We start from the raw sequence: 21,785 nt of genomic DNA, 5'->3' as shown, positions 1-21,785 counted from the left end.
CTGGAGTGCCGGCCGTCAGTGGTGCACGCCACTGCCCGGCACCCTTGTTCCGCTGCACCCTAGGCGCCTAGGCTGAACGGGGAGTTTGTTGCCTGCGTGCACATTTTTCCGCCACTCTCCACACACTCTCCCCCACACACTTCGAAGGAACCCGTTGAGCACTTCCCCCAGGACCCCGGGCGTCCGCCCCAGCTACCGTCCAGGGATCAAGTACATCCTGATGCTGGGTGCCCTCGCGGCGCTTCCGGCGGTCACCACGGACATGTACCTGCCATCGCTGCCAACAGTCGCCTCGGAGCTGAACACCAGCCAGGCCGCAGCCCAGTTCACCATGTCGGGCACCCTGATTGGCGCCGCCGTCGGGCAGCTGGTGATCGGCCCCTTCTCGGACCGGTTCGGACGCCGCCTGCCGTTGCTGATCGGCATCAGCCTTCACGTCATTGTTTCGCTGCTGTGTGCCGTGGCGCCCGGAATCGGAACGCTGATCGGCCTGCGGGTGCTGCAGGGATTCTTCAATGCGGCGGCCGGCGTGGTGGCGATCGCCGTCATCCGGGACCGCTTCGTCGGTTCGGATGCCGCCCGGCTGTTGTCGCGGCTGATGCTGGTCATCGGGCTGGCACCGCTGCTGGCACCAACCATCGGCCAGGCGGTGGCCGGCATCTGGCAGTGGCGGGCGGTCTTTGTTGCCCTCGCCCTCATTGGCCTGGTGCTGGTCCTTATTGTCTGGCGGTTCATGCCCGAAACACTGCCTGCGGAGCGCCGGCGCACCCGCGGGGGTCCGAGCGTCTTCCGCGGCTACAAGGTCCTGCTGCGGGACCGGCATTTCCTGGCCCTGGCCTTCATCCCCGGCCTGGGCATGGCCGTCATCATGAGCTATGTGGTGGGTTCGCCGTTCGTGTTCCAGGATGAATACGGCCTGACGCCCGGCCAGTATGCCCTGGTGTTCGCCATCAACGGCGCCGGCATGGTCATCTCCGCCCAGGTCAACGCCGCCCTGGTCCACCGCTCCTCGCCCACCCGCATCCTCCGGGTGACCGTGCCGGTAATTCTGGGGCTGTCCCTGCTGCTGCCCGTCGTGGTCATCACCGGCATCGGCGGCGTCTTCGGACTGGCCGCCGGACTCTGGCTGGTGCTGGGCATGCACGGGCTGATCGCGGCCAACGCCACCGTCATTGCGCTGGGTAACTACGGCCACATGGCCGGCTCGGCCGCAGCCATGATCGGTGCGCTGCAGGTGGGCGTGGCCGGCGTCGTCAGCCCCCTCGTGGGCGTGTTCGGTGGCGGGGCGCTTGCCATGTCCGGCGTGATCATTGCCTGCTGCGCCGTCATGTTCCTGGTTCTTGCGATCGCCACGCCGGCCTACCGGCGGGGCGGCCCGGCGGCCCTGGAAGGCACAGCCGCTTCGCCGGAGCCGGACACTGCAGACCAGCCCGATGCCGCAGCCCGGCCCGCTACCGAGGCCGAACTGCCGGAGCGCTAACGTCCTTCAGCCCGCTCCCGGTTTCCGCCGTCGGCGCCCTTTCCCTGATGCGCACACAGCAGCGCATCGTTGCTGCCAACCCGGTTCGGCATCCCGGCCATGGCGGCCGGTGAATCACACCCCGCGACTGCATTGCGATGTCCGGGTCACGCGCTAGGCTTGCCGCATGTATACCGATCTGCCCGCCGACCAGCTCGCGGGATACACCAGCAGCCAGACCCGGCCGGAGGACTTCACCGACTTCTGGTCCGAAACCCTGGCACAGGCGCGCTCGCATCCGCTGGATCTGCAGGTCACTGCCGAACCCACGGTGCTGGACGCGATCGATGTCTACGACGTGCAGTTCGCCGGCTGGAACGGTGAACCGGTGCGGGCCTGGCTGCGGGTGCCGCACGGTGCCGCCGGGCCGCTGCCGTGCGTGGTGGAGTATGTCGGTTACGGCGGCGGGCGCGGCGAAGCGCACGAGAACCTGTTGTGGGCGGGCGCCGGATTTGCCCACCTGCACATGGACACGCGCGGCCAGGGTGCTTCCTGGAGCCGGGGTGCCACGCCGGACGGTGCCGGCAGCGGCGGACCGCAGGTCCCCGGGGTCATGACCCGCGGCATCCTGGATCCGCAGACCTATTATTACCGCCGGTTGTTTACCGATGCCGTCCGGGCTGTTCAGGCCGCCCGCGAGCTGACCATGGTGGACCCGGACCGGGTGGCGGTGACCGGGATCAGCCAGGGCGGCGGCGTCGCCCTGGCTGTTGCCGGACTTTGCCCGGACCTGCGGGGTGCCGTGCTGCGGGTGCCGTTCCTGTCCGATTTTCCGCGCGCCCTGCAGATCACCGATGCGTATCCCTACCGCGAAGTGTGTGATTTCCTCGCCGTCCACCGTACCGAAGCCGAGCGTGCGCAGCAGACGCTGCGCTATTTCGACGGCGTGAACTTCGCCGCCCAGGCCACGGTTCCGGCGCTGTTCAGGGCCGGCCTCATGGATACCATCACTCCCCCGTCCACCGTGTACGCGGCGTACAACGCCTACGCCGGGCCCAAGCAGATCACGGCGTGGCCGTTCAACGGGCACGAGGGCGGCGGTCCCGAGGACGACCTCGCCGCCGTCCGCTTCCTGCGCGAGATGACCGCCGCCGGCTAACTGCCTACCCCACGGCAAAGGAGAGAACGACGACGGCGGCCAGCACGCCCGCGCGCACTGCCACTGCCGTCCGTCCGGGTTCCTTCTTCTTGGACTTCTTCTTCACCTTTCGCGACGGCTTGGTCCGGAGCGTGCCTCCGCTGCCGGGCTCGGGGCTGTCGGATTCCGTGGTGACGGGTTCGGATGCCTCGAAGTCCAGCAGCCCGGCATGCGACGGCAGCTCCGGCCAGCGGATGACCGCTCCGGCAACCGCCGCTGCCAAAGCTGCCATGGCCACCACCCACAGCAGGGTGGTTCCGGCGCTCCAGGGCACCACGAGCCGGAAGAATGCCGCGGTTGCTGCTGTCTCCAGCATGCTGGACAGCAGCGCCATGCGGCTGATGCCGGGCCCGCGTCCACCAAGGTTCCATGCGGACCGGGCCACGGACAGGCAGGTCACGGCCAGAACTCCGGCCAGCAGCCAGGCGAGAAGGGAGAAGGCCATCAGATGCCCTCCTTCAGCAGGGTCAGGGCGGCTTCTTCCTGGCCTGTTGCCACATTGGAGAAGATGAGCACCGCCCGTTCGGCGTCGCGGTCCAGTGCCGCCATGGATGCGAACCCGCCGGTCTGGCCGTTGTGCCAGGTAACGGCCTGTGCAGGGAACTCGGATGAGACTTGAGTGAACCAGGCCAGGCCCACCTGCTCACCGTCGCCGGCGTCCCACTGCGGATCGAGAGCCTTTGAACCCGGTGCGGTGCCCGCCAGCATCGCCTGGGTGTACCGCGCCATGTCGGCAGCGGTTGAGCGGATTCCGCCGGCCGGAGCCGTGCCGTTGCCTGTCCAGGCTCCCTGGCCCAGCCCGCCGGCGCTTCGGCCGGTCGGGGCACCTGGCCGCAGGTTGTCCGCTGTCACCGGCGCATACGTGTCCTTCATATCCAGGGGATCCAGGATGCGCTGCTGGAGCAGATCGGCGTAACTCATGCCGGCTGCTTTGGCGAGGAGCTGGCCCAGGAAGGCGTAGCCGAGGTTGGAGTAGCTCACGCTGCCCCGCCCGCCCACCGGGGCCGACTGGGCGTGCTCCAGAATTGCGGCCGGTGAGGCCGGATACGGATCGCGGTGCAAAGCCACCCCCAGAAAATTGAAGACCAGAGACCCCGGATCGGTAGCCAGGCGGGGAAGCCCGGAGCGGTGGCTCGCCAGCTCTGCAAGGGTGACTGTGCCGATTTCGGCGTCAGAGTCGGCCAGATCAGGCCCCAGGATGTCCGCGACGGTCGTTTCCAGGGTCAACTCACCGCGCTCGACGGCATCCGCCAAGAGAGCAGCAGTGAAGGTCTTGGACACCGAGCCAATCTCGAACTCGGTGTGTTCGTCGGCTCCGAATCCGGCGAACTTGGCGGTGCCGTCCTCAAGATAGACCACGCTGACCTGGTCGGCAGGTTTCTGCAGCAAGGGCCGGACGGCTTCGGCCAAGGCCCTGTCCCCGGAAATGTCGGAGGACAACCGCGGTGCCCAGGGTGCGGCCAGGAGCCCGCAGGCCAGGACCGCGGCCGCCGTCAGGATCCCCAGGATCTTTCGTCGTTGAGTTCCCATTTCAGTTACCTCCGGAAGCAGCGGTGAGAATGGCCAGCAGCGGAATGACCCGTGCCGGGGGAATCGCATAGCGGGACCGGGCGTGCGGCGTCAGCCAGCCGGCGGCCGTCAGTTGGTGAATGTGGTGATACATCTGGCCTGAGGATCCCAGCCCCAGATCGTCCACCAGTCCGGCCACGGTTTCCGTTCCGCCCAGGACCGCCCGCAGGACAGCCAGTCGGACAGGATGTCCCAGCGACGCCAGCGAGTCGGCGAATTGGGTCCAGTCGACGTCGAGCAGATGCCCCGTTTCGAGTCCGTATTGATACTCATAGCGCGCACCGCCCGCAGTGCTGGCGGTGCCGGCAAAAAGAACGGCACCGGGATCGGGGTAGCGGTCCCGCAATCCGTTGAGCGCCCAGAAGACGTCCGTTGGGTCTGCGGCGGGCCGCTGTTCACGGGAATCGACCTGCTGTTCCAGTGCGTCAAGCCGCGCCTCCAGCGCTTGCACCCGGGACTCCAGTGCTTCCCGTCCGGCATCTTGTTCTTTGGCCATGCCCAATAATTACGTAATTCCAGAACTTTTACAAGGATTCCAGAATTATTCGTAAAATTTCAGAAAGACGGCTCAAGACGGCCTAAAAGGGGCCCTTAGTGAGGCACCCGATCACGCGTGGACCGCGCCTGGAACCGGGGAACCAGCACACCGAACACCACAAACGCAGCAGTCCAGAGCATCAGCCCCACCAGCAGGAAGGTCCCCACAATGGCGAAATAGTCCACTGCCGTCCGGGTGGGGAACCAGCCGCTGACGAAGAGCAGCGGCAGGACGGTTACGATCATCACGGCGAAGTGAACCACCGTTTGCCGGGCGAGCGTCCACCTCTCGACGTCGTAAATAACGGACGCTGCCGCTACCACGCCGAAAATGAGCGCAGCGAACAACGTGCCGCGCCCATCCTCCGCTTCTCCCTGCGCATAAAGCGCCACAGAGATTCCCGACATGATCACAAGCGGAATACCGCCTCTTAGTGCTGCCTGCCCCCAAAGTTTCATGGGCTCAACCTACCGGCCACACCGCGGTTGGGGGCGCAGGCTTCAGTTCACCCTGCCGTGGCCGCGGCCTGCCGGTATGCTGCCAGAACCTGCGGCGCGGCGTCTGCGTTCACCACGGATTCGCTCGCGGCCATCCACTCCGGCCAAGCACCGGTGAGCACGGCGGCCGCCTGCCGTGCGGCCCCGTCTGCCACATACTCCCCTGGGGAGGGCACGGTAACGGGCAGGCCGAACACTGCGGAAACGGCGTGCTGGAGCGCTTCGGAGCGGGCCCCTCCGCCCACCAGGATGACCCGGCGGGCTTCAATACCCAGGTTTCGCAGCGCCTGCAGGCCATCTGCCAGGGAACAGGCGATGCCTTCGACGGCGGCGCGCGCCAGGTTCTCCCGCGTGAAGTTGGCCAGGGTCATTCCGTGCAGCGATCCCGTGGCGTCGGGAAGGTTCGGGGTCCGTTCCCCTTCAAAGTAGGGCACCAGGCTCAGCCCGCCGGCGCCGTCCGGAGCCGTCAATGCCAGCCGGGTCAGTTCCGGAAGGCTTACGGACAGCAGCGCTGCGGTGGCATCCAGGACCCGTGAGGCATTGAGCGTGGCGGTTAGCGGCAGGAAGTGGCCGGTGGCATCGGCAAATCCGGCCACCAGACCGGTGGCATCGGCGGAAGGGTCGTCGGTCACCGCAAACACGGTGCCGGAGGTGCCTACGGACACGACGACGTCGCCCACCCCGGCTCCCACGCCCAGGGCGGCCCCGGCGTTGTCCCCGGTGCCCGGTGCAATGAGAGCGCCCGACGGCGTCCGCTGGTCCGCTTCCAGCGGCCCGAGCACCCGAGGCAGCAGCGGTACATGCCCCAGAGTCTGTTCCAGCACGGCGGGAAGATATTCGCCGGTGGCCGGTGACCAGTAACCGGTTCCTGACGCATCCGAGCGGTCGGTGCGCAGCGCCTCGAGCCCGGCGCGGCCGCTGCCCGGGCCGTAGCCGGCCAGCCGCCAGCTCAGCCAGTCGTGCGGCAGGCAGACCGCGGCCGTTCGGGCAGCATTTTCCGGTTCGTTCTCCGCCAGCCAGCGCAGCTTGGCCGCAGTAATCGAGGCCACCGGCACGGTGCCGGTCATTTCCGCCCAGTAGGCGGCGCCGTCGGGTCCGGCCTCGGAGACCATCTTGTCTGCCGCCGCCGCGGAACGCACGTCGTTCCACAGCAGGGCCGGGCGGACGACCGCGCCGTCCTCGTCGAGGCACACCATGCCGTGCTGCTGGCCGGAAACCGCCACGGCCTCGACGTCGTCGAGCCCGCCCGCAGCCTGGATCGCTTCCTGCAGGGCACGCCACCAGATTTCGGGATCGATTTCGGTGCCCTCGGCATGCCGAGCGGTTCCGGAGCGGACCAGGGCGCCGGTGGCGGAATCCCGAATGACCACTTTGCAGGACTGAGTGGAGCTGTCCACTCCGGCGACCAGTGCCATGGCGGTACCTTTCATAGTTTTCGGTGCAACTCTGCAAACACTGCTTCTCTTTAAACGCTGCTTACTCTTTTCGACACTGCAACGCCGGGCCCGTGGCAACGGACCCGGCGTTGCAGTACGGCGGCTCTTTAGCGGGCGCCCATGAGGTGTTCCAGCGCGAGCTGGTTCAACCGGACAAATCCAAAGGAGCGTTCGGCTGCCTTGTCTGCGTCGAAGTCTTCGAAGGACGAAGTGTCGGCCAGGAGGTCCGCGGTGCTTTCCCCTGCGGCCAGCGTGGGCTGGCCCAGCTCGAATACACCGGAGGTGGTCAGCGCTTCCTGGACTTCGGGGTCTTCGCGGAAGGAGAGGGCACGTTCCTTGAGCAGGAGGTACATGGACATGTTGGCCTTCGCGGATTCCCAGACGCCGTCATAGCCTTCGGTGCGGGAAGGCTTGTAGTCGAAGTGGCGGGGACCTTCGTAGTGCGGGCCGCCGTTGGGGAAGCCGTTTTCGAGCAGGTCCACCGTGAAGAAGGCGCTGGTCAGGTCGCCGTGGCCAAACACCAGATCCTGGTCGAACTTGATGGACTTCTGCCCGTTGAGGTCAATGTGGAAGAGCTTGCCGGCCCACAGTGCCTGGGCGATGCCGTGGTTGAAGTTCAGCCCGGCCATCTGTTCATGGCCGGTTTCCGGGTTCAGGCCGACAATGTCGCCGTGCTCCAGCTCGTTGATGAAGGCCAGCGCGTGGCCGACGGTGGGCAGGAAGATGTCGCCGCGGGGTTCGTTGGGCTTGGGCTCCAGCGCAAGGCGCAGGTTGTAGCCCTTCTCCTTGACGTAGCCGGCGACGGTGTCGACGCCTTCCTTCATCCGGTCGTAGGCGGCGGCGAAATCCTTGGAGCCGTCATACTCGGAGCCTTCACGCCCGCCCCACATGACGAAGGTTTCAGCACCCATTTCGGCGGCCAGGTCCATGTTGGCCATGACCTTGCGCAGCGCGAAACGGCGGATGGAGCGGTCATTGGAGGTGAAACCGCCGTCCTTGAACACCGGATGGCTGAAGAGGTTGGTGGTGACCATGGGAACCTTGAGGCCGGTTTCGGCCAGGGCCGCCCGGAAGTTCTTGAGGATCTGCTCGCGTTCGGAGGCCGTGGCATTGAACGGAATCAGGTCATTGTCGTGGAACGTGATGCCGTACGCACCCAGATCGGCGAGCCGGTGGACGGCCTCCACCGGATCCAGCTCCGCACGGGTGGGAACACCGAACGGGTCATTGCCGGTCCAGCCCACTGTCCAGAGGCCAAAGGTAAAACGGTCGGAAGGTGAGGGCGTCGTTGTCACAATTCACTCCAAAAGCCGATATTAGTTGGGAACAACAACTTATGGCTCCCGGGCTCCGCTGTCAATGCCTTTTGCCTCCTTAGATGCGCCCGTCAACCCTCCCTGGACCATATTTCTGTCTCCCCACAACAAAACCGGACATCCGCGTCCACATGGGGTTACGCTGAGAAACGGTCCGGTTTGCGGTCCGGAACAACGCAGGCAAACAACTTCCCGGCAGAAACGGCAGAGCATGCACAACGGCACCCCCTCCGGCACGGAGAGTATCCGCGCGCAGAACCTCTCCCGCGTCCTGACCCTCCTGCACCGCCGCGGACCGCTCTCCCGTGCCGATCTGACCCGTCTTTGCGGTTTCAACCGCTCCACTGTTGGCGCGCTCGTGGCCGAACTCAGCGAACTGGGACTCGCGTACGAGACGGAGCCGCCTGCCCTCAAACGGGTGGGCCGGCCTAGTCCGCTGGTTCACGCGAACAATCGCATTGCGGCCATTTCCGTGCATCCCGACGTCGATGCGGTCACGGTGGGCGTGGTGGGGCTGGGCGGCAAGGTCCACCGCAGGGTCCGGTACGACGCCGGGTCCCTGCCGTCGGTGACGGAGACCGTCAACATTTCCAAGGCAGTGGTCGAAGGCATGCAGACCGAGCTGGCGGGCATGACCCGGGTAATCGGAGTGGGCGCAGCCGTGCCGGGACTGGTCAACAGCACCGACGGTTCCGTCCTGCTCGCCCCGCACCTGCAATGGGCCAACGAGCCGCTCGCGGCAGCCCTGAGCACCGGCCTGGGATTACCGGCGCGCGCCGCAAATGATGCCAATCTCGGCTCCCTGGCCGAAAGCCTGTTCGGCGCAGCGGTGGGAGCGTCCGACGTCGTATATCTCAACGGCAGCGCCAGCGGCATCGGCGGCGGCGCAATGGTGGGCGGCGTTCCGCTCCGCGGGGCGGCGGGCTTCGCCGGGGAACTCGGCCACACCGTGGTGACCCCCGGAGGCACACCCTGCCATTGCGGGCGCCGCGGCTGTCTGGAAACGGAGGTCAGCCTGGGCAGGCTGCTGGCGCTTTTGGGGCTGGACCATGCTGATCAGGACCAGCTCGAAGACGCCATGACGCAGAACAGCTCCCCCGCGCTGATCGCCGAAGCCAACCGGCAGCTGGACCTGCTCGCGGAGGCCCTGGCCAACTTCGTGAACATCTTCAACCCGGGCACCATCGTGCTCGGCGGCTTCCTGGGCGTGCTGCACTCTTTCGTCCCCGGCCGTCTGGAGTCCGGGGTGTCGGCCGGTGCCATCGGCGGATTGGGCAGCAAAGTGTCCATCCGCCGCGCCGCCCTGGGCACGGATCTCCTGCTCGTGGGTGCTGCCGAGCTCGTGTTCTCCGGGCTGCTGGCCGATCCGGCGTCGGTGGGTTCGCTTTAGGGGTCCGGACCTGAGGAGGCAGCACAAGCCCCACTGGTCCGGGCCTAAGCCCGCCGCCCCGTCCGGGCGAGGACCCGGCTGCAGCGGTCGACGACGCCGTCCGGAACCAAAACCGGCGGGCCGAAGAGCCCGGGCGCATAGGCCTGCCGGCCAAACACATCCATCGCCGCGTCCACGGCCTCCAGATCCGAGCCGGTCAGCTCGGCGTCCAGCCCTTGGGACACGGCCAGATCCCAGCGGTGCACAATAAGGTCGACGCCGTAAAACCCGGCGAGTGTCCCGCCAACGGTATCGGGCCCGAAATAGCCGTCAAATGCCCGCCCGGCGATGGCAGGATCGGCCAGCAGCCCGGACACAAGGCGTTCATGGCTGCGCCAGATCTCCCCCGGATCGCCGCCGTCGGGCATGCCGTCGGCGAGTCCGTGCTGGTCCAGGAATTCCCGCTGGGTGGACACCACATGGTCAACGACGTCTCGGGCCGTCCATTCCGTGCACGGTGTGGCCGCGTTCCAATCACTGGTCCGGGCGGCCACCGAGCTGAACAAATCCGCGCGGCTGCGCCACACCTGCAAAGCTGTTTCCATGATCCCCTCCACGTATCGCCTGTCCTGGGCTAGGTTTTCCTCAACCTACTCGGCGCCCTGCAGGGTGTCTTGAACAAATCCGACAGCGACCGGGGCGTGAAACATGTTCGACGACGGCGGCGGAAGCGAAATCAGCAGAGGTCACCTGCGCGCCGCGAACGACCGGTCATTCACCATCTACCGCTACGAGCCGGACCCGGCGGTGCGGCAATGGTTGCGCGTCTTCTGGATTCCGGTGTGGGAGGTGCCCGAAGGAGAGTCCCGCGAACAGCGGATCCTTACCTATCCCCTGTGCCTGCTGAGCATCTCCGCAGAATATGCGCGGCTGATTGGACCCCGGACGACGGCAGCCCGGGTGACGCTGAAGGGCAGCGGATGGACCTTCGGAGTGATGGTCCGGCCCGGTGCTGGCCGGACGCTGCTCGGCCGGGATGTTTCCACGCTGGCAAACCGCCACCTGGATCTGGCGGACGTCCCCCTCCTGGCTGATCTGGTGCCCGGCGTACGTGAGCTGATGCGGGAGCATCCCGCCGTTCCCGAGGTGCATGTTGCCGTGCAGCAGCTGGTGGAGGAACGGTTCATGTTGCTTGGCCCGGACACCCGTGAGGCCGCCCTGGCCAACCGCGTGGCGGCCCGGGTGGAAGAAGACCCGGGCATCGTCAGTGTTGCATCCCTCGCTGACGCCGTCGGTTTGAACGAGCGGACCCTGCAGCGGCTGTGCGGCCGGTTTTTGGGTGTCACTCCTCAGTGGCTGATCCGCCAGCGGCGGCTGCAGGACGCCGGGCAGGAGCTGAGGTCAGGCTGCGGTTCACTCAGCAGAATTGCAGCAGGCCTGGGCTATTCGGACCAGGCCCACTTCTCCCGCGACTTCCGCCGTGCCACCGGATGGACTCCCGGTGAGTTCGCAGCTCTGGCTGATCCGCTGAGGAACGCCAAGCGCCCATAGGCCGTTTAGCCGGATAGTGCCTCAAGTGAGTTCTGGACTTAGTGCGCCCGCCGGGACCGGTGGAACATTGTCGCCTGCACGGCCAGCAGGATGACGGCTCCCAGCGCTCCAGCAGCGGTCATCGAGGGCCCCAGCGTATACAGGTTCAGCCGCAGCTCCTGGGATTGTGTCTCGGGCAGTCCGGAACCCGAGGCCTGAGCCTGGTAATCGTCCCACGGGGAAGCGACGAACCCGAAGAGCCACCCCAACCCCAGGACCAGCATCAGTGCCACCAGCGCCCAGGCTGCCCATAGGCTCCAATTGCGGCGCTGCTGCGGCGAAGGATCCGCAGACGCCGAAGCGGTGACGTTCGCCATGCCGGTGGAGTCCGGATTATCGGCGGCCCCGTACGGCGGACCCGCGGTGTGGTCGGCTTCGACCTGCCGTCCGCCGCCGTCATCGATCACTTCCACCCAGTCTCCGGCGCGTCCCGGTTCAGGCCGGGCGTAGCGTCGGTATTCCTCTTCCGGTGTGCGCTGTTGGTTTCCCATGCGGGGAGCCTAGCCCAAACGGCGTCCCGGGCTGTTGCTCCCACACCGATCAGCGTGGCCGATGCCGGTCCGCACCAGTCTCCGTAGCCAAGGAAGAACAACCCGGGGCTGTCGACGGATTGGGCGGGCAGCTGTGCATCAGTCGCCGGAACACCGTTCCGCAGGGTCAGGCCCAAAGGCTGCAAATGCTGCAGGTCCGGCCGGAAGCCGGTGCACCAGATGATGACGTCAGCATCCAGCCTGCCTCCGTCCTCCTCCTGCACTCCCCCGGGAAGAAGGCGGGCAAACATCGGCCGGGCGTCCAACAGCCCGGCGTCACGGGCCTTCCGCACCGCCGGAACGGCAACAATGTCTCCCAAGGAAGCGACCCCGCCTGTTCCGGGCTCCCCGGCAGCGAGAGCCTTGACCCGGCGGGTGGCGATGTCGAACAGTGCCCGGCCGTCGACGTCGTCGGGCAGGTACCGCGGCGGCGTCCGGGTCACCCAAGTGACATGGGCGGTCGGGACAAGGTCCGCGGCGATCTGAGCCCCGGAATTGCCGCCGCCCACCACCACAACGTTTCGTCCCGCGTAAGACTCCGGACCCCGGTAGCCGGCGGTGTGCAGCTGCTGTCCGGTGAACCCGTCACTTCCGGGCAACCGCGGAATGTCCGGGGTGTTCCAGCTTCCGGTGGCGTTGATGACCACCCGGCTGGTCCACCGCCCGTGGTCCGTATCAACGACGTATCCGCCGCCCTCACCCATGCGAACAGCTTCCACCCGGACCGGGCGGTGCACCGGCAGGTCATAGCGCGATTCATAGGTGCGAAGATAGTTCGCAACGTGGTCGGCGGAGGGGTTGCCTTCGCCCTTCCAGGCAGGCATCTGGTAGCCGGGCAGGGAGCTGTAGGCCGCCGGGGAGAACAGTTCCAGACTGTTCCAGTAGTGCTGCCACGCACCGCCGGGCTCCGCGTTGGCGTCCAGGATGGCAAAGGTTGGAGCCGGGCCGGAGCGGCCCGAGGCCTCGTCCCGCCGCAGCCGGTTCAGGTAGAACCCCGCGGCGAGACCGGCCTGGCCGCCCCCGATCACCAGGACATCAACATCCCGCCCCGAGTTGACGGGCAATCAGCTCTCCCGAGCCGCGGAGCGGCCGTGTTCCAAGCCGGTGGGAATGCCCAGGAACTGCGGTTCGGGTGCGCTGCAGCAGGACGACGCCGCCGGGGCAGGTTCCGGGGCCGCTTCGGGAGCACCGCAGCACGACGACGCTTCCGGTTCCGCTTCGGGTACACCGCAGCAGGAGACTGTTTCCGCTGCCCCGTCAGCTGGGGCATCGCAGCTGCCGCCGAGGTCCGTGGAGCAGACGCCGGTTTCGGGCAGGACCAGCTGAACGTCGTCGGCGGCCTGCTGGTCTCCGGCCAGGGCGGCGGCGATGGAGCGGACCTGCTCGTAGCCGGTGGCCATCAGGAACGTGGGGGCACGTCCGTAGGACTTCATGCCGACAATGTAGAAGTCCTTCTCCGGATGGGAGAGCATCTTGGCGCCGTGCGGTGCCACGGTTCCGCAGCTGTGGAACTCGGGGTCGATCAGCGGACCGAGTTTCCTGGGTGCCTCGACGGCAGCGTCAAGGTCCAGCCGGATTTCGCGCAGCAGGTCCAGATCCGGACGGAAACCGGTGGCGGGCACCAGCAGGTCCACGTCCAGCTGCTTCTCGCCGTCGGGCGTATTGCCGATCACGGCGAGGGTATCGGAGGTTTTGAAGCCGGTGATGGTGAAGGAGGTGTGGAGCTCGATCCGGCCGTCCGCCACCAGGGTGCGCAGCCGGCTTCCCAGCGCGCCGCGGGCGGGCAGGCCGTCCAGGTCGCCGCCGCCGTAAACCCCGTTGGCGGAGGCGCTGCGGATGGCCCAGCTGATCCGGGTGCCGGGTTCCTGCTCCGCCAGTTCGCCCAGCGCCAGCAGGGTGTTCGCGGCCGAATGGCCGGCGCCGACCACCAGGACGTGTTTGCCGGCAAACCGGGCGCGGTCGCGGCCAACGACGTCGGGCAGCGGGCCGGTGATCAGCCCTGCCTCAAACGCGTCGGTTTCCCCGACGGCCCGCAGCCCTGCCTGGCCCAGCGGGTTCGGAGTGTGCCAGGTGCCGGAGGCGTCGATGACGGCGCGTGCCCGGTAATCGGTGACCGCACCCTCTGCGTCTTGCACCCGGAGAAGGAACGGCGTGTTCTCCCGGCCGCCGGTGCGGGTCTTGTCCAGTCCCTCGCGGCTGACGGCGAGAACCCGGGTGGAGGTGTGCAGTGCGTCGGCGATCGCGGGGACGGCGGCCAGCGGTGACAGATACTGCTCATGGAGCTCGGCGCCGGTGGGAAGGGTTTCGGCGTCCGGTTCCTGCCAGCCCGTGGGGGCGAGCAGGCGGCGGGCGGCGGCGTCGACGTCGTACTGCCACGGCGAGAACAGGCGGATGTGGCCCCAGGATGCGACGGCGGAAGCGGGTGTGGCGCCGGCTTCGAAGATGATCGGGGTCAGGCCGCGTTCGAGCAGCTCTGCGGCGGCGGCCAGGCCCACGGGTCCGGCGCCGATCACGGCGACGGGAAGTTCGTAAATGTCGGTGTTCTCAGGCATGGTGTTCTCCTTTATGCGTGCTCGGGCAGCAGGTCTGCAATCAGATCCTGAATCCGGACCTTGATGTCGTCCCGGATGGGCCGGACCGCTTCCACGCCCTGTCCGGCGGGATCCTCGAGTTTCCAGTCCTCGTAGCGTTTGCCGGGGAAGATCGGGCAGGCATCGCCGCAGCCCATGGTGATCACGACGTCGGACTCCTGCACGGCCTCGGTGGTCAGGACCTTCGGCAGTTCCGCGGACATATCGATCCCGTCCTCTGCCATGGCCGCCACGGCGGCGGGGTTAACGGAGTCTGCGGGTGCGGAGCCGGCGGAGCGGACGTCGATCCGCCCCTGGCCCAGGGTGCGCAGGTAGGCGGCGGCCATTTGCGACCGGCCGGCGTTGTGTACGCAGACGAACAGGACGGAGGGCTTGGCTGTGGTTTCGGTGGTGCTCATCGGTTCGTCATTTCTGGAGAGGCGGGTGCGGCGGAGGGCCAGTACTTTTTCTGCGCCCACAGGGCAACGTAAACCAGGGCCACCAGCACCGGGACTTCGATCAGGGGCCCTACGACGCCGGCCAGGGCCTGCCCGGAGGTCACCCCGTAGGTGCCGATGGCCACGGCGATCGCCAGTTCAAAGTTGTTGCCGGCGGCGGTGAACGCCAGTGTAGTGGTGCGCGGGTAGCCCAGGTTCAGGATCTTGCCGAGCAGCATGCCGACGCTGAAGACAACCACGAAGTACACCAGCAGCGGCAGTGCGATCCGGGCGACGTCGAGCGGGTTCGAGGTGATTTCGTCCCCCTGCAGGGCGAACAGCAGCACGATGGTGAACAGCAGTCCGTAGAGAGCCCACGGTCCCAGCTTCGGCAGGAACCTACCCTCGTACCAGTCGCGGCCCTTCGCTTTTTCGCCGAAGGTGCGGGTCAGGAAGCCGGCGAGCAGCGGGATGCCCAGGAAGATCAGGACGCTGAGCGTGATGGCCCAGAAGGAGAACTCAACACTGGTGGTTTCCAGTCCCAGCCAGCCGGGCAGCACCTGCAGGTAGAACCAGCCCAGGGCGCCAAAGGCCAGGACCTGGAAGACGGAGTTGATGGCCACCAGCACGGCGGCGGCTTCGCGGTCCCCGCAGGCCAGGTCATTCCAGATCATCACCATGGCGATGCAGCGGGCCAGGCCCACAATGATCAGTCCGGTGCGGTACTCGGGCAGGTCCGGCAGGAAAATCCAGGCCAGCGCAAACATGAAGGCCGGCGCGGCCACCCAGTTCAGCACCAGCGAGGTGACCATCAGCTTCCGGTCTGCCACCACCTTGGAGGTTTCGTTGTAGCGGACCTTGGCCAGCACCGGATACATCATCACCAGCAGGCCGACGGCGATGGGCAGGGACACGTTGGCGACCTTGACCGAGTCCAGGGCCGGGCCGATGCCGGGGACCAGACGGCCCAGCAGCAGGCCGGTCACCATGGCGGTCAGGATCCACACGGGCAGGAAGCGGTCCAGGGTCGACAGCCGGGCAGTGACCTGACCGGTTTGGGGCGGTGCGGCGGGGATGCTCACGTAACTCCTTGAGGCAATTGAGACAGCAGGCATCGAGAAAGATCGATATCCTTCAATCCCGAGTATTCTCCCAGACATCGACGGATGTCAATCTAGGTGCATAATGGACGAGTGACCACCGTTCAGACAGCTACCGATCCCGTCGCCGAAGCCTGCTGCACGCCGGTAACATCCGAGGCGCTCAGTGCCGAGGATGCCCAGCGTTTCGCCCAGCTGCTCAAAGCCGTGGCGGAACCGACGCGGCTGCGCCTGGTTTCCCTGATCGCCGCACAGGAGAACAAGGAAGCGTGCGTCTGCGATCTCACCGAGCCGGTCGGCCTGGGCCAGCCCACCGTGTCGCATCACCTGAAGATCCTCGTGGACGCCGGCATCCTGCACCGCGAAAAGCGGGGAGTCTGGGCCTACTACTCCATCATCCCGGGGGCACTGGAACGGGTTGCCGCCGTCCTCTCACCGCGGTAGACAGGGTCCGGAGGCCGTCCGGCTTACTGTCTCGGAGCGTCCTTTCGCGCAAGGTCATCCTCAAGTTCCTTGCTCCAGGCACGGGCGTACAAGCCGAGTGCAGCCTCATCACGCACGGAGATGCCCAGGCGGTTGAGCAGATGCCTGCCCTGGGTCATGGTCATCTGCTGCGCACTGCGGCTGACCCGCGCCTTGTACGCGCCGTAGAGGTACTGGTCGACAGCACGCACCCAGCGCTTGCGCCAAACGTCAACGGAAGGCTCAGAGGCAAGGGCGGCCATGATCCGGTGGGCAGGAACAATCCGCGGAGCAAGCTGGTCCTTCAGCATCTGGCGCGCGTGCTCCGAGCGGAGGCCGTAGGAAGCAGTGCAGCTGCGCAGGTGCGTGTCCCAGTAGTACGTCCAGCTCACTGTCCGACGGTCAGCCCACACAGCCGACCGCGGCCCCCGCATCATGCTGTGGCACGTGTCGAAGAGCAGCAGTGCGGCCAGCGGCGAGCGCATGTTGCTGCCGGGGAAACGGCCGACCGCCCAAATAGCCAGGTCAGAGGAAACCTCCGCGATCTCGCCCGCCAGCTCCATACCTTGTATGCCACCGTACTTTGCCACTAGTGGTTCCAGTTGCCGTGGCACCGGCCCCGCCCATGGCGGGGTGAATGCCTTGGTTTGGGTTTGAGCAAGCTTTACGGAGCCAAGCGTCGGGCCGGACCGGAGAGCCAGCGCGTTGGCAAAGTCCCACACACGGTCCACCACGTCGGCGGGGGCCACCACATTCATGTTTAGGGAGGGGCTGTTCTCATCTTCGCTGCGTGAGAAGCCCACCCGGCCGGCACCCCAGTTCCGCGCCTGCGCGCTCAGCGGCGCAACAACATGCTTGACCCACCCGTCACACGACCCCTTCTCCTCCGGTTCAATAGTCATGGCCCACCAAAGGCTGGTCTTTCCGGCCCGCTGCCTGCCGGATCTGTCCGCTGACCCTTCAACTGTCCTCGGTATCGTGGTGTGACTCATTCCATCCTCCGGATTCATGGCTGCCCAGGCGGCACTGTCTGAACTCGAAAGCGTGACACAGAAACCGCGTAAGCCATGTCCAAGCGAAAACAAAGCGTGACCTGCACGAAGTTCTCTCTTGAAAGCCGCTCACCGGCTGCGTAGTGTTTCAAAGTTGGCCGAAGATCCCGGCGTGCCCGGCCCGCACCGGAACGTCGCCTGCCATCCGCTCCGGCCGGAACGGAGCCAGCATCGGATGCCGCCGTCCGCTGAGGATTTCCCGCGCCAGCAGCTCACCGGCAATCAACCCGAGAGTCGCTCCGGAATGCGTAAACGCCACGTAGCATCCGGGCAGCCCGGTCAGCTCCCCCAGCACGGGCCGGCCGTCGCCGGGCACCGGCTTCAACCCGATCCGCCAGCTCTGTGCCACCAGCCGCGGGTGGCCGGCGAGCAGAGCCGAGGCCTCGTCCACCAGGTCCAGCACCACCTGCGGATCCACCGACCAGCCGCCGTCGTCGTTGGGTGTGATCTGATCCAGATACCAGGTGGAATCCATCGCGAGCCGGGAGCCCGGATGCGGCCGCACGGATACCCGCGGAGTGTTCAGCACTGCCCTGAGGCCGTGCGCCTTGGGCTCGGTCACCACCAGCATGGCCAGATCCGATCCGTCCTGCAGCTGCACGCCCAGCCCATCAAGCAGGGCGGGAGTGCCGGCGCCGGCGGCCACCAGCACCACGTCAGCCGGACACACTTCCCCGGATTCAGTGCGGAGCCCGACGGCGGCGCCTCCTTCCACGATCACGGAGGCCGGTCCCGCTGCGGTGACCAGGGTTCCGCCGAGCAGCGCGAATTCTGCCAGCAGGTGCCGGATGAGGTGTGGCAGGCTCACCCAGCCCTCGCCGGGATTGAACAGCACTTCCGCCGGCAGTGCCGCCGGGTCCAGGCCGGGGGCCACGCCGGCCACGCCGCTCGCCGGAACCAGCCGTGCGTCATATCCGCGGTCCCGCTGCGCCTCGCACCTGTCCGCGAGCGCACCGCCGTCCCAGTACACGCCGCCGTCGAACCGGAGCCAGTCGAGGTCAGGGTTTTCCGCGAGCAGGGTCCGGTAACGGTCCATGCCGGCCAGCCGCAGCTGGTGATACTCCGGCGGATAGCCGCCGCCGGAGTTCAACCACGAAAGGGAGCGACCCGATGCCCCGCTGGCAGGATGCGCGTCCGTCACCAGGGTGACGGACGCGCCGCCGCGCAGCAGCTGCACCGCCGCGGACACCCCCAGGATCCCGGCGCCGAGCACGGCGATCTGCGGCCCGCTCCCGGCACTCCCGGCCGCGGTGCCCCCGGCAGCGGAAGAACTCACAGCCGCACCTCAGATCTCGCCCAGGGCCATCTGCGCCGACAGGTACTCCGCCTGCCGGATCGCCAGGGCCACAATGGTCAGCGTGGGGTTTGCCGCGGCCCCCGTGGTGAACTGCGAGCCGTCGGAAATGAACAGGTTCGGCACGTCATGGGTCTGCCCGAACCCGTTGCACACCCCGTCCTCCGGCCGCAGGCTCATCCGCGCGGTGCCCATGTTGTGGGTGGAGGGATACGGCGGGGTCCGCACCACCGAGATCGACCCCACCGCTTCATACAGCGCCTGTCCCTGCCCGTAGCCGTGTTCGCGCATGGCGACGTCATTGGGATGGTCGTCGAAGTGCACGTTGGGCACCGGGAGTCCCAGCGGGTCGGTGACCGTGGTGTTCAGCGTGACGCGGTTGGTTTCCTGCGGCATGTCCTCCCCCACAATCCACATGCCGGCGGTGCGCCGGTAGCCGTCCAAGATGGAGGCGAAGCCCGGTCCCCACGCCCCGGGGTCCACGAAGGACGCCAGAAACGCCGGACCGAGCGAAATGGTCTCCATGTAGTAGCCGCCGGCAAACCCGCGGTCCGGGTCATGCCGGGACTCGTCCGCGATCAGGCCTGCCATGGTCTCGCCGCGGTACATGTGCACCGGCGCCTCGAACTGGGCGTACACCGAACCGGTGGTGTGGCGCATGTAGTTCCGCCCCACCTGGCCCGAGGAATTCGCCAGCCCGTCCGGAAACAGCGGCGAGCCCGAGAGCAGCAGCAGCCGCGGCGTTTCGATCGCGTTGCCCGCCACCGCCACCACCCGCGCCTTTTGATGATGCAGCTGCCCGTCGCCGTCGGCGTACACCACCCCGTCCACCCGGCCCTCGGGGGTGGAGGTGATCTGCACGGCCTGGCTGTCCGGGCGCAGGTCCAGCCGGCCTGTCTTCAAGGACTTGGGAATCTCGGACACCAGCGTGGACCATTTGGCGCCGGACTTGTCGCCCTGGAAGTTGAAGCCGTCCTGCACCGAGGCCGGCCGTCCGTCGTAGGGTTCGGCGTTGGTGGCGTAGGGGCCGGTGGCAAAGTGACGGTAGCCCAGCTTTTCGGCACCGTTGGCGAACACCTTGTAGTTGTTGTTCGCCGGCAGCGGCGGCCTGCCGTGCACATGGGTGGAACCCATCTTCCGCTCGGCGCGGTCGTAGTAGGGTTCCAGGTCCTCCAGGGTGAGCGGCCAGTCCAGCAGGTTCGCGCCGTCGATCCGCCCATACGTGGTGCGCGAGGTGAACTCGTGCGCCTTGAACCGCGGCGTGGCTCCGGACCAGTGCGTGGTGGAGCCGCCCACGGCCTTGACGATCCAGGCGGGCAGGTTCGGGAAGTCGCGGGCGATGCGCCAGGTCCCGGAGGTGGTGCGCGGATCCAGCCAGGCCATCTGGTTGAATGCTTCCCACTCGTTGTTCACGTAATCCGAGTTGGTCAGGAACGGTCCGGCTTCGAGCAGCACCACCTTCACGCCCTTTTCCACCAGTTCGTGGGCAAGCGTGCCGCCGCCGGCTCCGGAACCAATGACGACGACGACGGACTCGTCGTCGAGCTCAAAGTGCGCCGACTCCGCCAGCGGATCCGCGGACCCCGTCGGCCGGAAACTGCTGATGCCCTCGCTCATTTGCTTCCTCCTCCGCGCTGCTGGGATGCCTGGGCTCCGGTGCCCGATTCCGGAGCCGGCCCTGCCGCTCTGGCGGCCGCCGAACCTGCCGCGGCATCGCGGTCCGGGGCGCTGTCGGCGTTTCCGGCGGTGGTTTCGCTGCCGCCTGCGCCTGTGCCGGCTGTTCCTGACTGGCCGGGCTGCAGCACCGGATACGGCAGCGGCCCGGTGTCGGGAACGAAGCCGTCCGGCGCTTCGATCCGGGGCGTGGGCAGCCAGTCCAGGTCGGCGAAGCCGCGGTGCAGGTACCCGCCCTTGTCAAAGGACGGTCCCTCGTAGCCGAGCACTTCCCAGACCTGCGGATCGTCGTAGAGGTTCAGTACCGTGGTGCGGCGGATGAAGCCGAAGAACTCCAGGTCGGCCACCCGGCGCAGCACGGCCAGCGCCCGCTCGTCGGTCAGGTCCAGGAACGGTTCCTCCGACTGGGCTCCCAGCGCAATAAGCCCCTGGGTCAGGACTACCCGGAACCAGGTGGAGGCGTCTGCTTCCGTGACAATCCGGCTGGTCATCCGCTCATAGGCTTCATCGGGGAAGTCCGGATGCGGAAAGGCTGTTTTGATGATGCGTTTGAGGATCGCGCGGGCTTCCGGGGTGAGGGTGGTTTCGTTCAGGGTGGGGTATTTGGCCGGGTATGTCATGTGCTTCTTCCTCCTGCTGGCGGGATGAGGATGCCGCGGCCGGTGAGTTTTCCGGCGTCGAGGTCATGCATGGCCTGGACGGCGTCGTCCAGGTCGTAGGCGGTGGTGTGCAGGGTGATGTCGCCCTGGGCAGTGAGGGTCATCAGTTCCACCAGGTCCTGATAGGTGCCCACCAGGTTGCCCACCACGGAGATTTCCCGCGAGATCAGCTCGATGGTGGGAATGCGGACCTCGCCGCCGTACCCGATGGCGTAGTAGCTGCCCCGGTTGCGGAGCATCTCCAGGCCCTGTGCCTCCGTGCCGTGCTCCCCCACGAAGTCAAAGACCACGTGCGCTCCCCCGTCGGTGGCTTCTCGGACGGCGGCGGTGTCCGGGCTGCGCAGCACGGTGTCCGCGCCCAGGCCGGAAGCGAGTTCCAGGGCTGCCTCGGATGTGTCGATGACGGTGATGGCGGCGGCGGTGAGCGCTTTGAGCGACTGCACGCCAATGTGTCCCAGGCCGCCGGCGCCGATCACCACAGCTTGGGTTCCCGGATACAGCAGCGGCGCTGCCTTGCGGACCGCGTGGTAGGCGGTCAGGCCGGCGTCGGCCAGTGCTGCAATGTCCGCGGGCCGCAGGGACGGGTCCAGCTTCACCACGGCGCGGGCGTTGGTTTTGAGCTGTTCAGCCATGCCGCCGTCGGTGTTCAGTCCCGGAAACAGGGCGTTCTCACAGTGCGAATCCTGCCCCTCCCGGCAGGCGGAGCACAGTCCGCAGGTCACCAGCGGATGCATGATGACGGTGTCTCCGGGGGCCACGTTGGAAACGGCGGACCCCACCTCGCGGACCCAGCCGGCGTTTTCGTGGCCAAGGATGTAGGGCAGCTGCGGATGCTGGATCGCGTCCCACTGGCCCTCGATGACGTGCAGGTCCGTGCGGCACAGGCCTGCGGCACCCACGTCCACGATCACGTCCCAGGGGCCGGTGATCTTCGGCTCGGGCACCTCGTCTATGTGTGGATCTTCGCCGTAGCGGTGCACCCGGACAGCTTTCACGCCGCACTTCCTTCCCCGTTGAATTCGGCGAGCTCAAGTT

The 21,785-nt window shown here is 67.1% G+C and carries 22 protein-coding genes; 5 read left to right on the top strand and 17 right to left on the bottom strand.

What is annotated here, in order from left to right; translation table 11 throughout:
• The first annotated feature begins 154 nt into the window (after window positions 1-154).
• Together CXQ89_RS13045 and CXQ89_RS13040 are read left to right on the top strand one after the other, a co-directional pair.
• On the top strand, window positions 155-1,480 hold the full coding sequence (locus CXQ89_RS13045; protein ID WP_308471685.1) for a multidrug effflux MFS transporter: 1,326 nt from the start codon (window positions 155-157) through the stop codon (window positions 1,478-1,480).
• A 166-nt stretch (window positions 1,481-1,646) separates the two neighbouring features.
• Window positions 1,647-2,618, top strand: a complete 972-nt coding sequence (locus CXQ89_RS13040) for an acetylxylan esterase (protein ID WP_104161576.1) — start codon at window positions 1,647-1,649, stop codon at window positions 2,616-2,618.
• A 4-nt stretch (window positions 2,619-2,622) separates the two neighbouring features.
• Here the strand turns inward: CXQ89_RS13040 and CXQ89_RS13035 are convergent, their stop codons facing one another.
• The 6 genes from CXQ89_RS13035 to xylA form a co-directional block, all read right to left on the bottom strand.
• Window positions 2,623-3,102, bottom strand: a complete 480-nt coding sequence (locus CXQ89_RS13035; protein WP_104161575.1) for a hypothetical protein — start codon at window positions 3,100-3,102, stop codon at window positions 2,623-2,625.
• A complete protein-coding gene (locus tag CXQ89_RS13030; protein ID WP_181032340.1) occupies window positions 3,102-4,187 on the bottom strand; it encodes a serine hydrolase in 1,086 nt (361 codons plus the stop codon). The genes CXQ89_RS13035 and CXQ89_RS13030 overlap by 1 nt, the downstream gene beginning before the upstream one ends.
• Before the next feature lies 1 nt (window position 4,188).
• Window positions 4,189-4,722 (bottom strand): helix-turn-helix transcriptional regulator, encoded by a 534-nt coding sequence (locus CXQ89_RS13025; protein WP_104161573.1) that lies wholly within the window; start codon window positions 4,720-4,722, stop codon window positions 4,189-4,191.
• Between the two features lie 95 nt (window positions 4,723-4,817).
• Complete coding sequence (locus tag CXQ89_RS13020) at window positions 4,818-5,171, bottom strand: DUF3021 domain-containing protein (protein WP_258060089.1); 354 nt, start codon at window positions 5,169-5,171, stop codon at window positions 4,818-4,820.
• 98 nt (window positions 5,172-5,269) lie between these two features.
• Window positions 5,270-6,676 carry a xylulokinase gene (locus tag CXQ89_RS13015; protein WP_104161571.1) on the bottom strand — a complete coding sequence of 469 codons (1,407 nt, stop codon included), beginning with the start codon at window positions 6,674-6,676 and terminating at the stop codon, window positions 5,270-5,272.
• Window positions 6,677-6,804: 128 nt separating this feature from the next.
• Window positions 6,805-7,992, bottom strand: a complete 1,188-nt coding sequence (gene xylA, locus CXQ89_RS13010; RefSeq protein WP_104161570.1) for a xylose isomerase — start codon at window positions 7,990-7,992, stop codon at window positions 6,805-6,807.
• 232 nt (window positions 7,993-8,224) lie between these two features.
• On the opposite strand from xylA, the gene CXQ89_RS13005 reads away from it, so the two are divergent.
• The gene (locus tag CXQ89_RS13005; RefSeq protein WP_104055031.1) at window positions 8,225-9,403 is read left to right on the top strand and encodes an ROK family transcriptional regulator; all 1,179 of its coding nucleotides are present in this window, start codon (window positions 8,225-8,227) and stop codon (window positions 9,401-9,403) included.
• Between the two features lie 44 nt (window positions 9,404-9,447).
• Here CXQ89_RS13005 and CXQ89_RS13000 read toward each other — a convergent pair whose 3' ends face one another.
• Window positions 9,448-9,987, bottom strand: coding sequence for a maleylpyruvate isomerase family mycothiol-dependent enzyme (locus CXQ89_RS13000; RefSeq protein ID WP_104161899.1), 540 nt, complete (start codon window positions 9,985-9,987; stop codon window positions 9,448-9,450).
• Between the two features lie 103 nt (window positions 9,988-10,090).
• Between CXQ89_RS13000 and CXQ89_RS12995 the strand changes: the two genes are divergently transcribed.
• Window positions 10,091-10,933 (top strand): AraC family transcriptional regulator, encoded by an 843-nt coding sequence (locus CXQ89_RS12995; RefSeq protein WP_104161569.1) that lies wholly within the window; start codon window positions 10,091-10,093, stop codon window positions 10,931-10,933.
• Between the two features lie 38 nt (window positions 10,934-10,971).
• On the opposite strand, the gene CXQ89_RS12990 is transcribed toward CXQ89_RS12995, so the two are convergent.
• Genes CXQ89_RS12990 through arsB form a run of 5 tightly spaced genes read right to left on the bottom strand, consistent with a single transcriptional unit; the run spans window position 10,972 to window position 15,591 of the window.
• Window positions 10,972-11,463, bottom strand: coding sequence for a hypothetical protein (locus CXQ89_RS12990; protein WP_146067254.1), 492 nt, complete (start codon window positions 11,461-11,463; stop codon window positions 10,972-10,974).
• A complete protein-coding gene (locus tag CXQ89_RS12985; RefSeq protein ID WP_104161567.1) occupies window positions 11,376-12,566 on the bottom strand; it encodes an ArsO family NAD(P)H-dependent flavin-containing monooxygenase in 1,191 nt (396 codons plus the stop codon). The genes CXQ89_RS12990 and CXQ89_RS12985 overlap by 88 nt, the downstream gene beginning before the upstream one ends.
• Window positions 12,567-14,054, bottom strand: coding sequence for an FAD-dependent oxidoreductase (locus CXQ89_RS12980; protein ID WP_104161566.1), 1,488 nt, complete (start codon window positions 14,052-14,054; stop codon window positions 12,567-12,569). It lies immediately after the preceding gene.
• 11 nt (window positions 14,055-14,065) lie between these two features.
• Entirely contained in the window at window positions 14,066-14,491 is a 426-nt protein-coding gene (locus CXQ89_RS12975) for an arsenate reductase ArsC (RefSeq protein WP_104161565.1), read from the bottom strand.
• Window positions 14,488-15,591 carry an ACR3 family arsenite efflux transporter gene (gene arsB, locus CXQ89_RS12970; protein WP_374952984.1) on the bottom strand — a complete coding sequence of 368 codons (1,104 nt, stop codon included), beginning with the start codon at window positions 15,589-15,591 and terminating at the stop codon, window positions 14,488-14,490. Before arsB ends, CXQ89_RS12975 begins: the two co-directional genes overlap by 4 nt.
• Before the next feature lie 111 nt (window positions 15,592-15,702).
• Here arsB and CXQ89_RS12965 point away from each other — a divergent pair, with 111 nt between their 5' ends.
• Window positions 15,703-16,053 carry a helix-turn-helix transcriptional regulator gene (locus tag CXQ89_RS12965; RefSeq protein ID WP_104055023.1) on the top strand — a complete coding sequence of 117 codons (351 nt, stop codon included), beginning with the start codon at window positions 15,703-15,705 and terminating at the stop codon, window positions 16,051-16,053.
• A gap of 23 nt (window positions 16,054-16,076) precedes the next feature.
• Here the strand turns inward: CXQ89_RS12965 and CXQ89_RS12960 are convergent, their stop codons facing one another.
• The 5 genes from CXQ89_RS12960 to CXQ89_RS12940 all read right to left on the bottom strand — a co-directional run bounded on the left by CXQ89_RS12960 (window position 16,077) and on the right by CXQ89_RS12940 (window position 21,745).
• The gene (locus CXQ89_RS12960; RefSeq protein WP_104055022.1) at window positions 16,077-16,973 is read right to left on the bottom strand and encodes a lantibiotic dehydratase C-terminal domain-containing protein; all 897 of its coding nucleotides are present in this window, start codon (window positions 16,971-16,973) and stop codon (window positions 16,077-16,079) included.
• A gap of 238 nt (window positions 16,974-17,211) precedes the next feature.
• A complete protein-coding gene (locus CXQ89_RS12955) occupies window positions 17,212-18,399 on the bottom strand; it encodes an FAD-binding oxidoreductase (RefSeq protein WP_104161563.1) in 1,188 nt (395 codons plus the stop codon).
• 9 nt (window positions 18,400-18,408) lie between these two features.
• Window positions 18,409-20,034 carry a GMC family oxidoreductase gene (locus CXQ89_RS12950; RefSeq protein WP_104161562.1) on the bottom strand — a complete coding sequence of 542 codons (1,626 nt, stop codon included), beginning with the start codon at window positions 20,032-20,034 and terminating at the stop codon, window positions 18,409-18,411.
• Entirely contained in the window at window positions 20,031-20,711 is a 681-nt protein-coding gene (locus CXQ89_RS12945; RefSeq protein ID WP_181032339.1) for a hypothetical protein, read from the bottom strand. Before CXQ89_RS12945 ends, CXQ89_RS12950 begins: the two co-directional genes overlap by 4 nt.
• A complete protein-coding gene (locus CXQ89_RS12940) occupies window positions 20,708-21,745 on the bottom strand; it encodes an NAD(P)-dependent alcohol dehydrogenase (RefSeq protein WP_104161561.1) in 1,038 nt (345 codons plus the stop codon). Before CXQ89_RS12940 ends, CXQ89_RS12945 begins: the two co-directional genes overlap by 4 nt.
• Between the last annotated feature and the right edge of the window lie 40 nt (window positions 21,746-21,785).

This window comes from Arthrobacter sp. ZGTC212, assembly GCF_002929255.1.
GTDB classification, from domain to species: Bacteria; Actinomycetota; Actinomycetes; order Actinomycetales; family Micrococcaceae; genus Arthrobacter_B; species Arthrobacter_B sunyaminii.
This window is presented reverse-complemented; position numbering and strand designations above follow the sequence as displayed.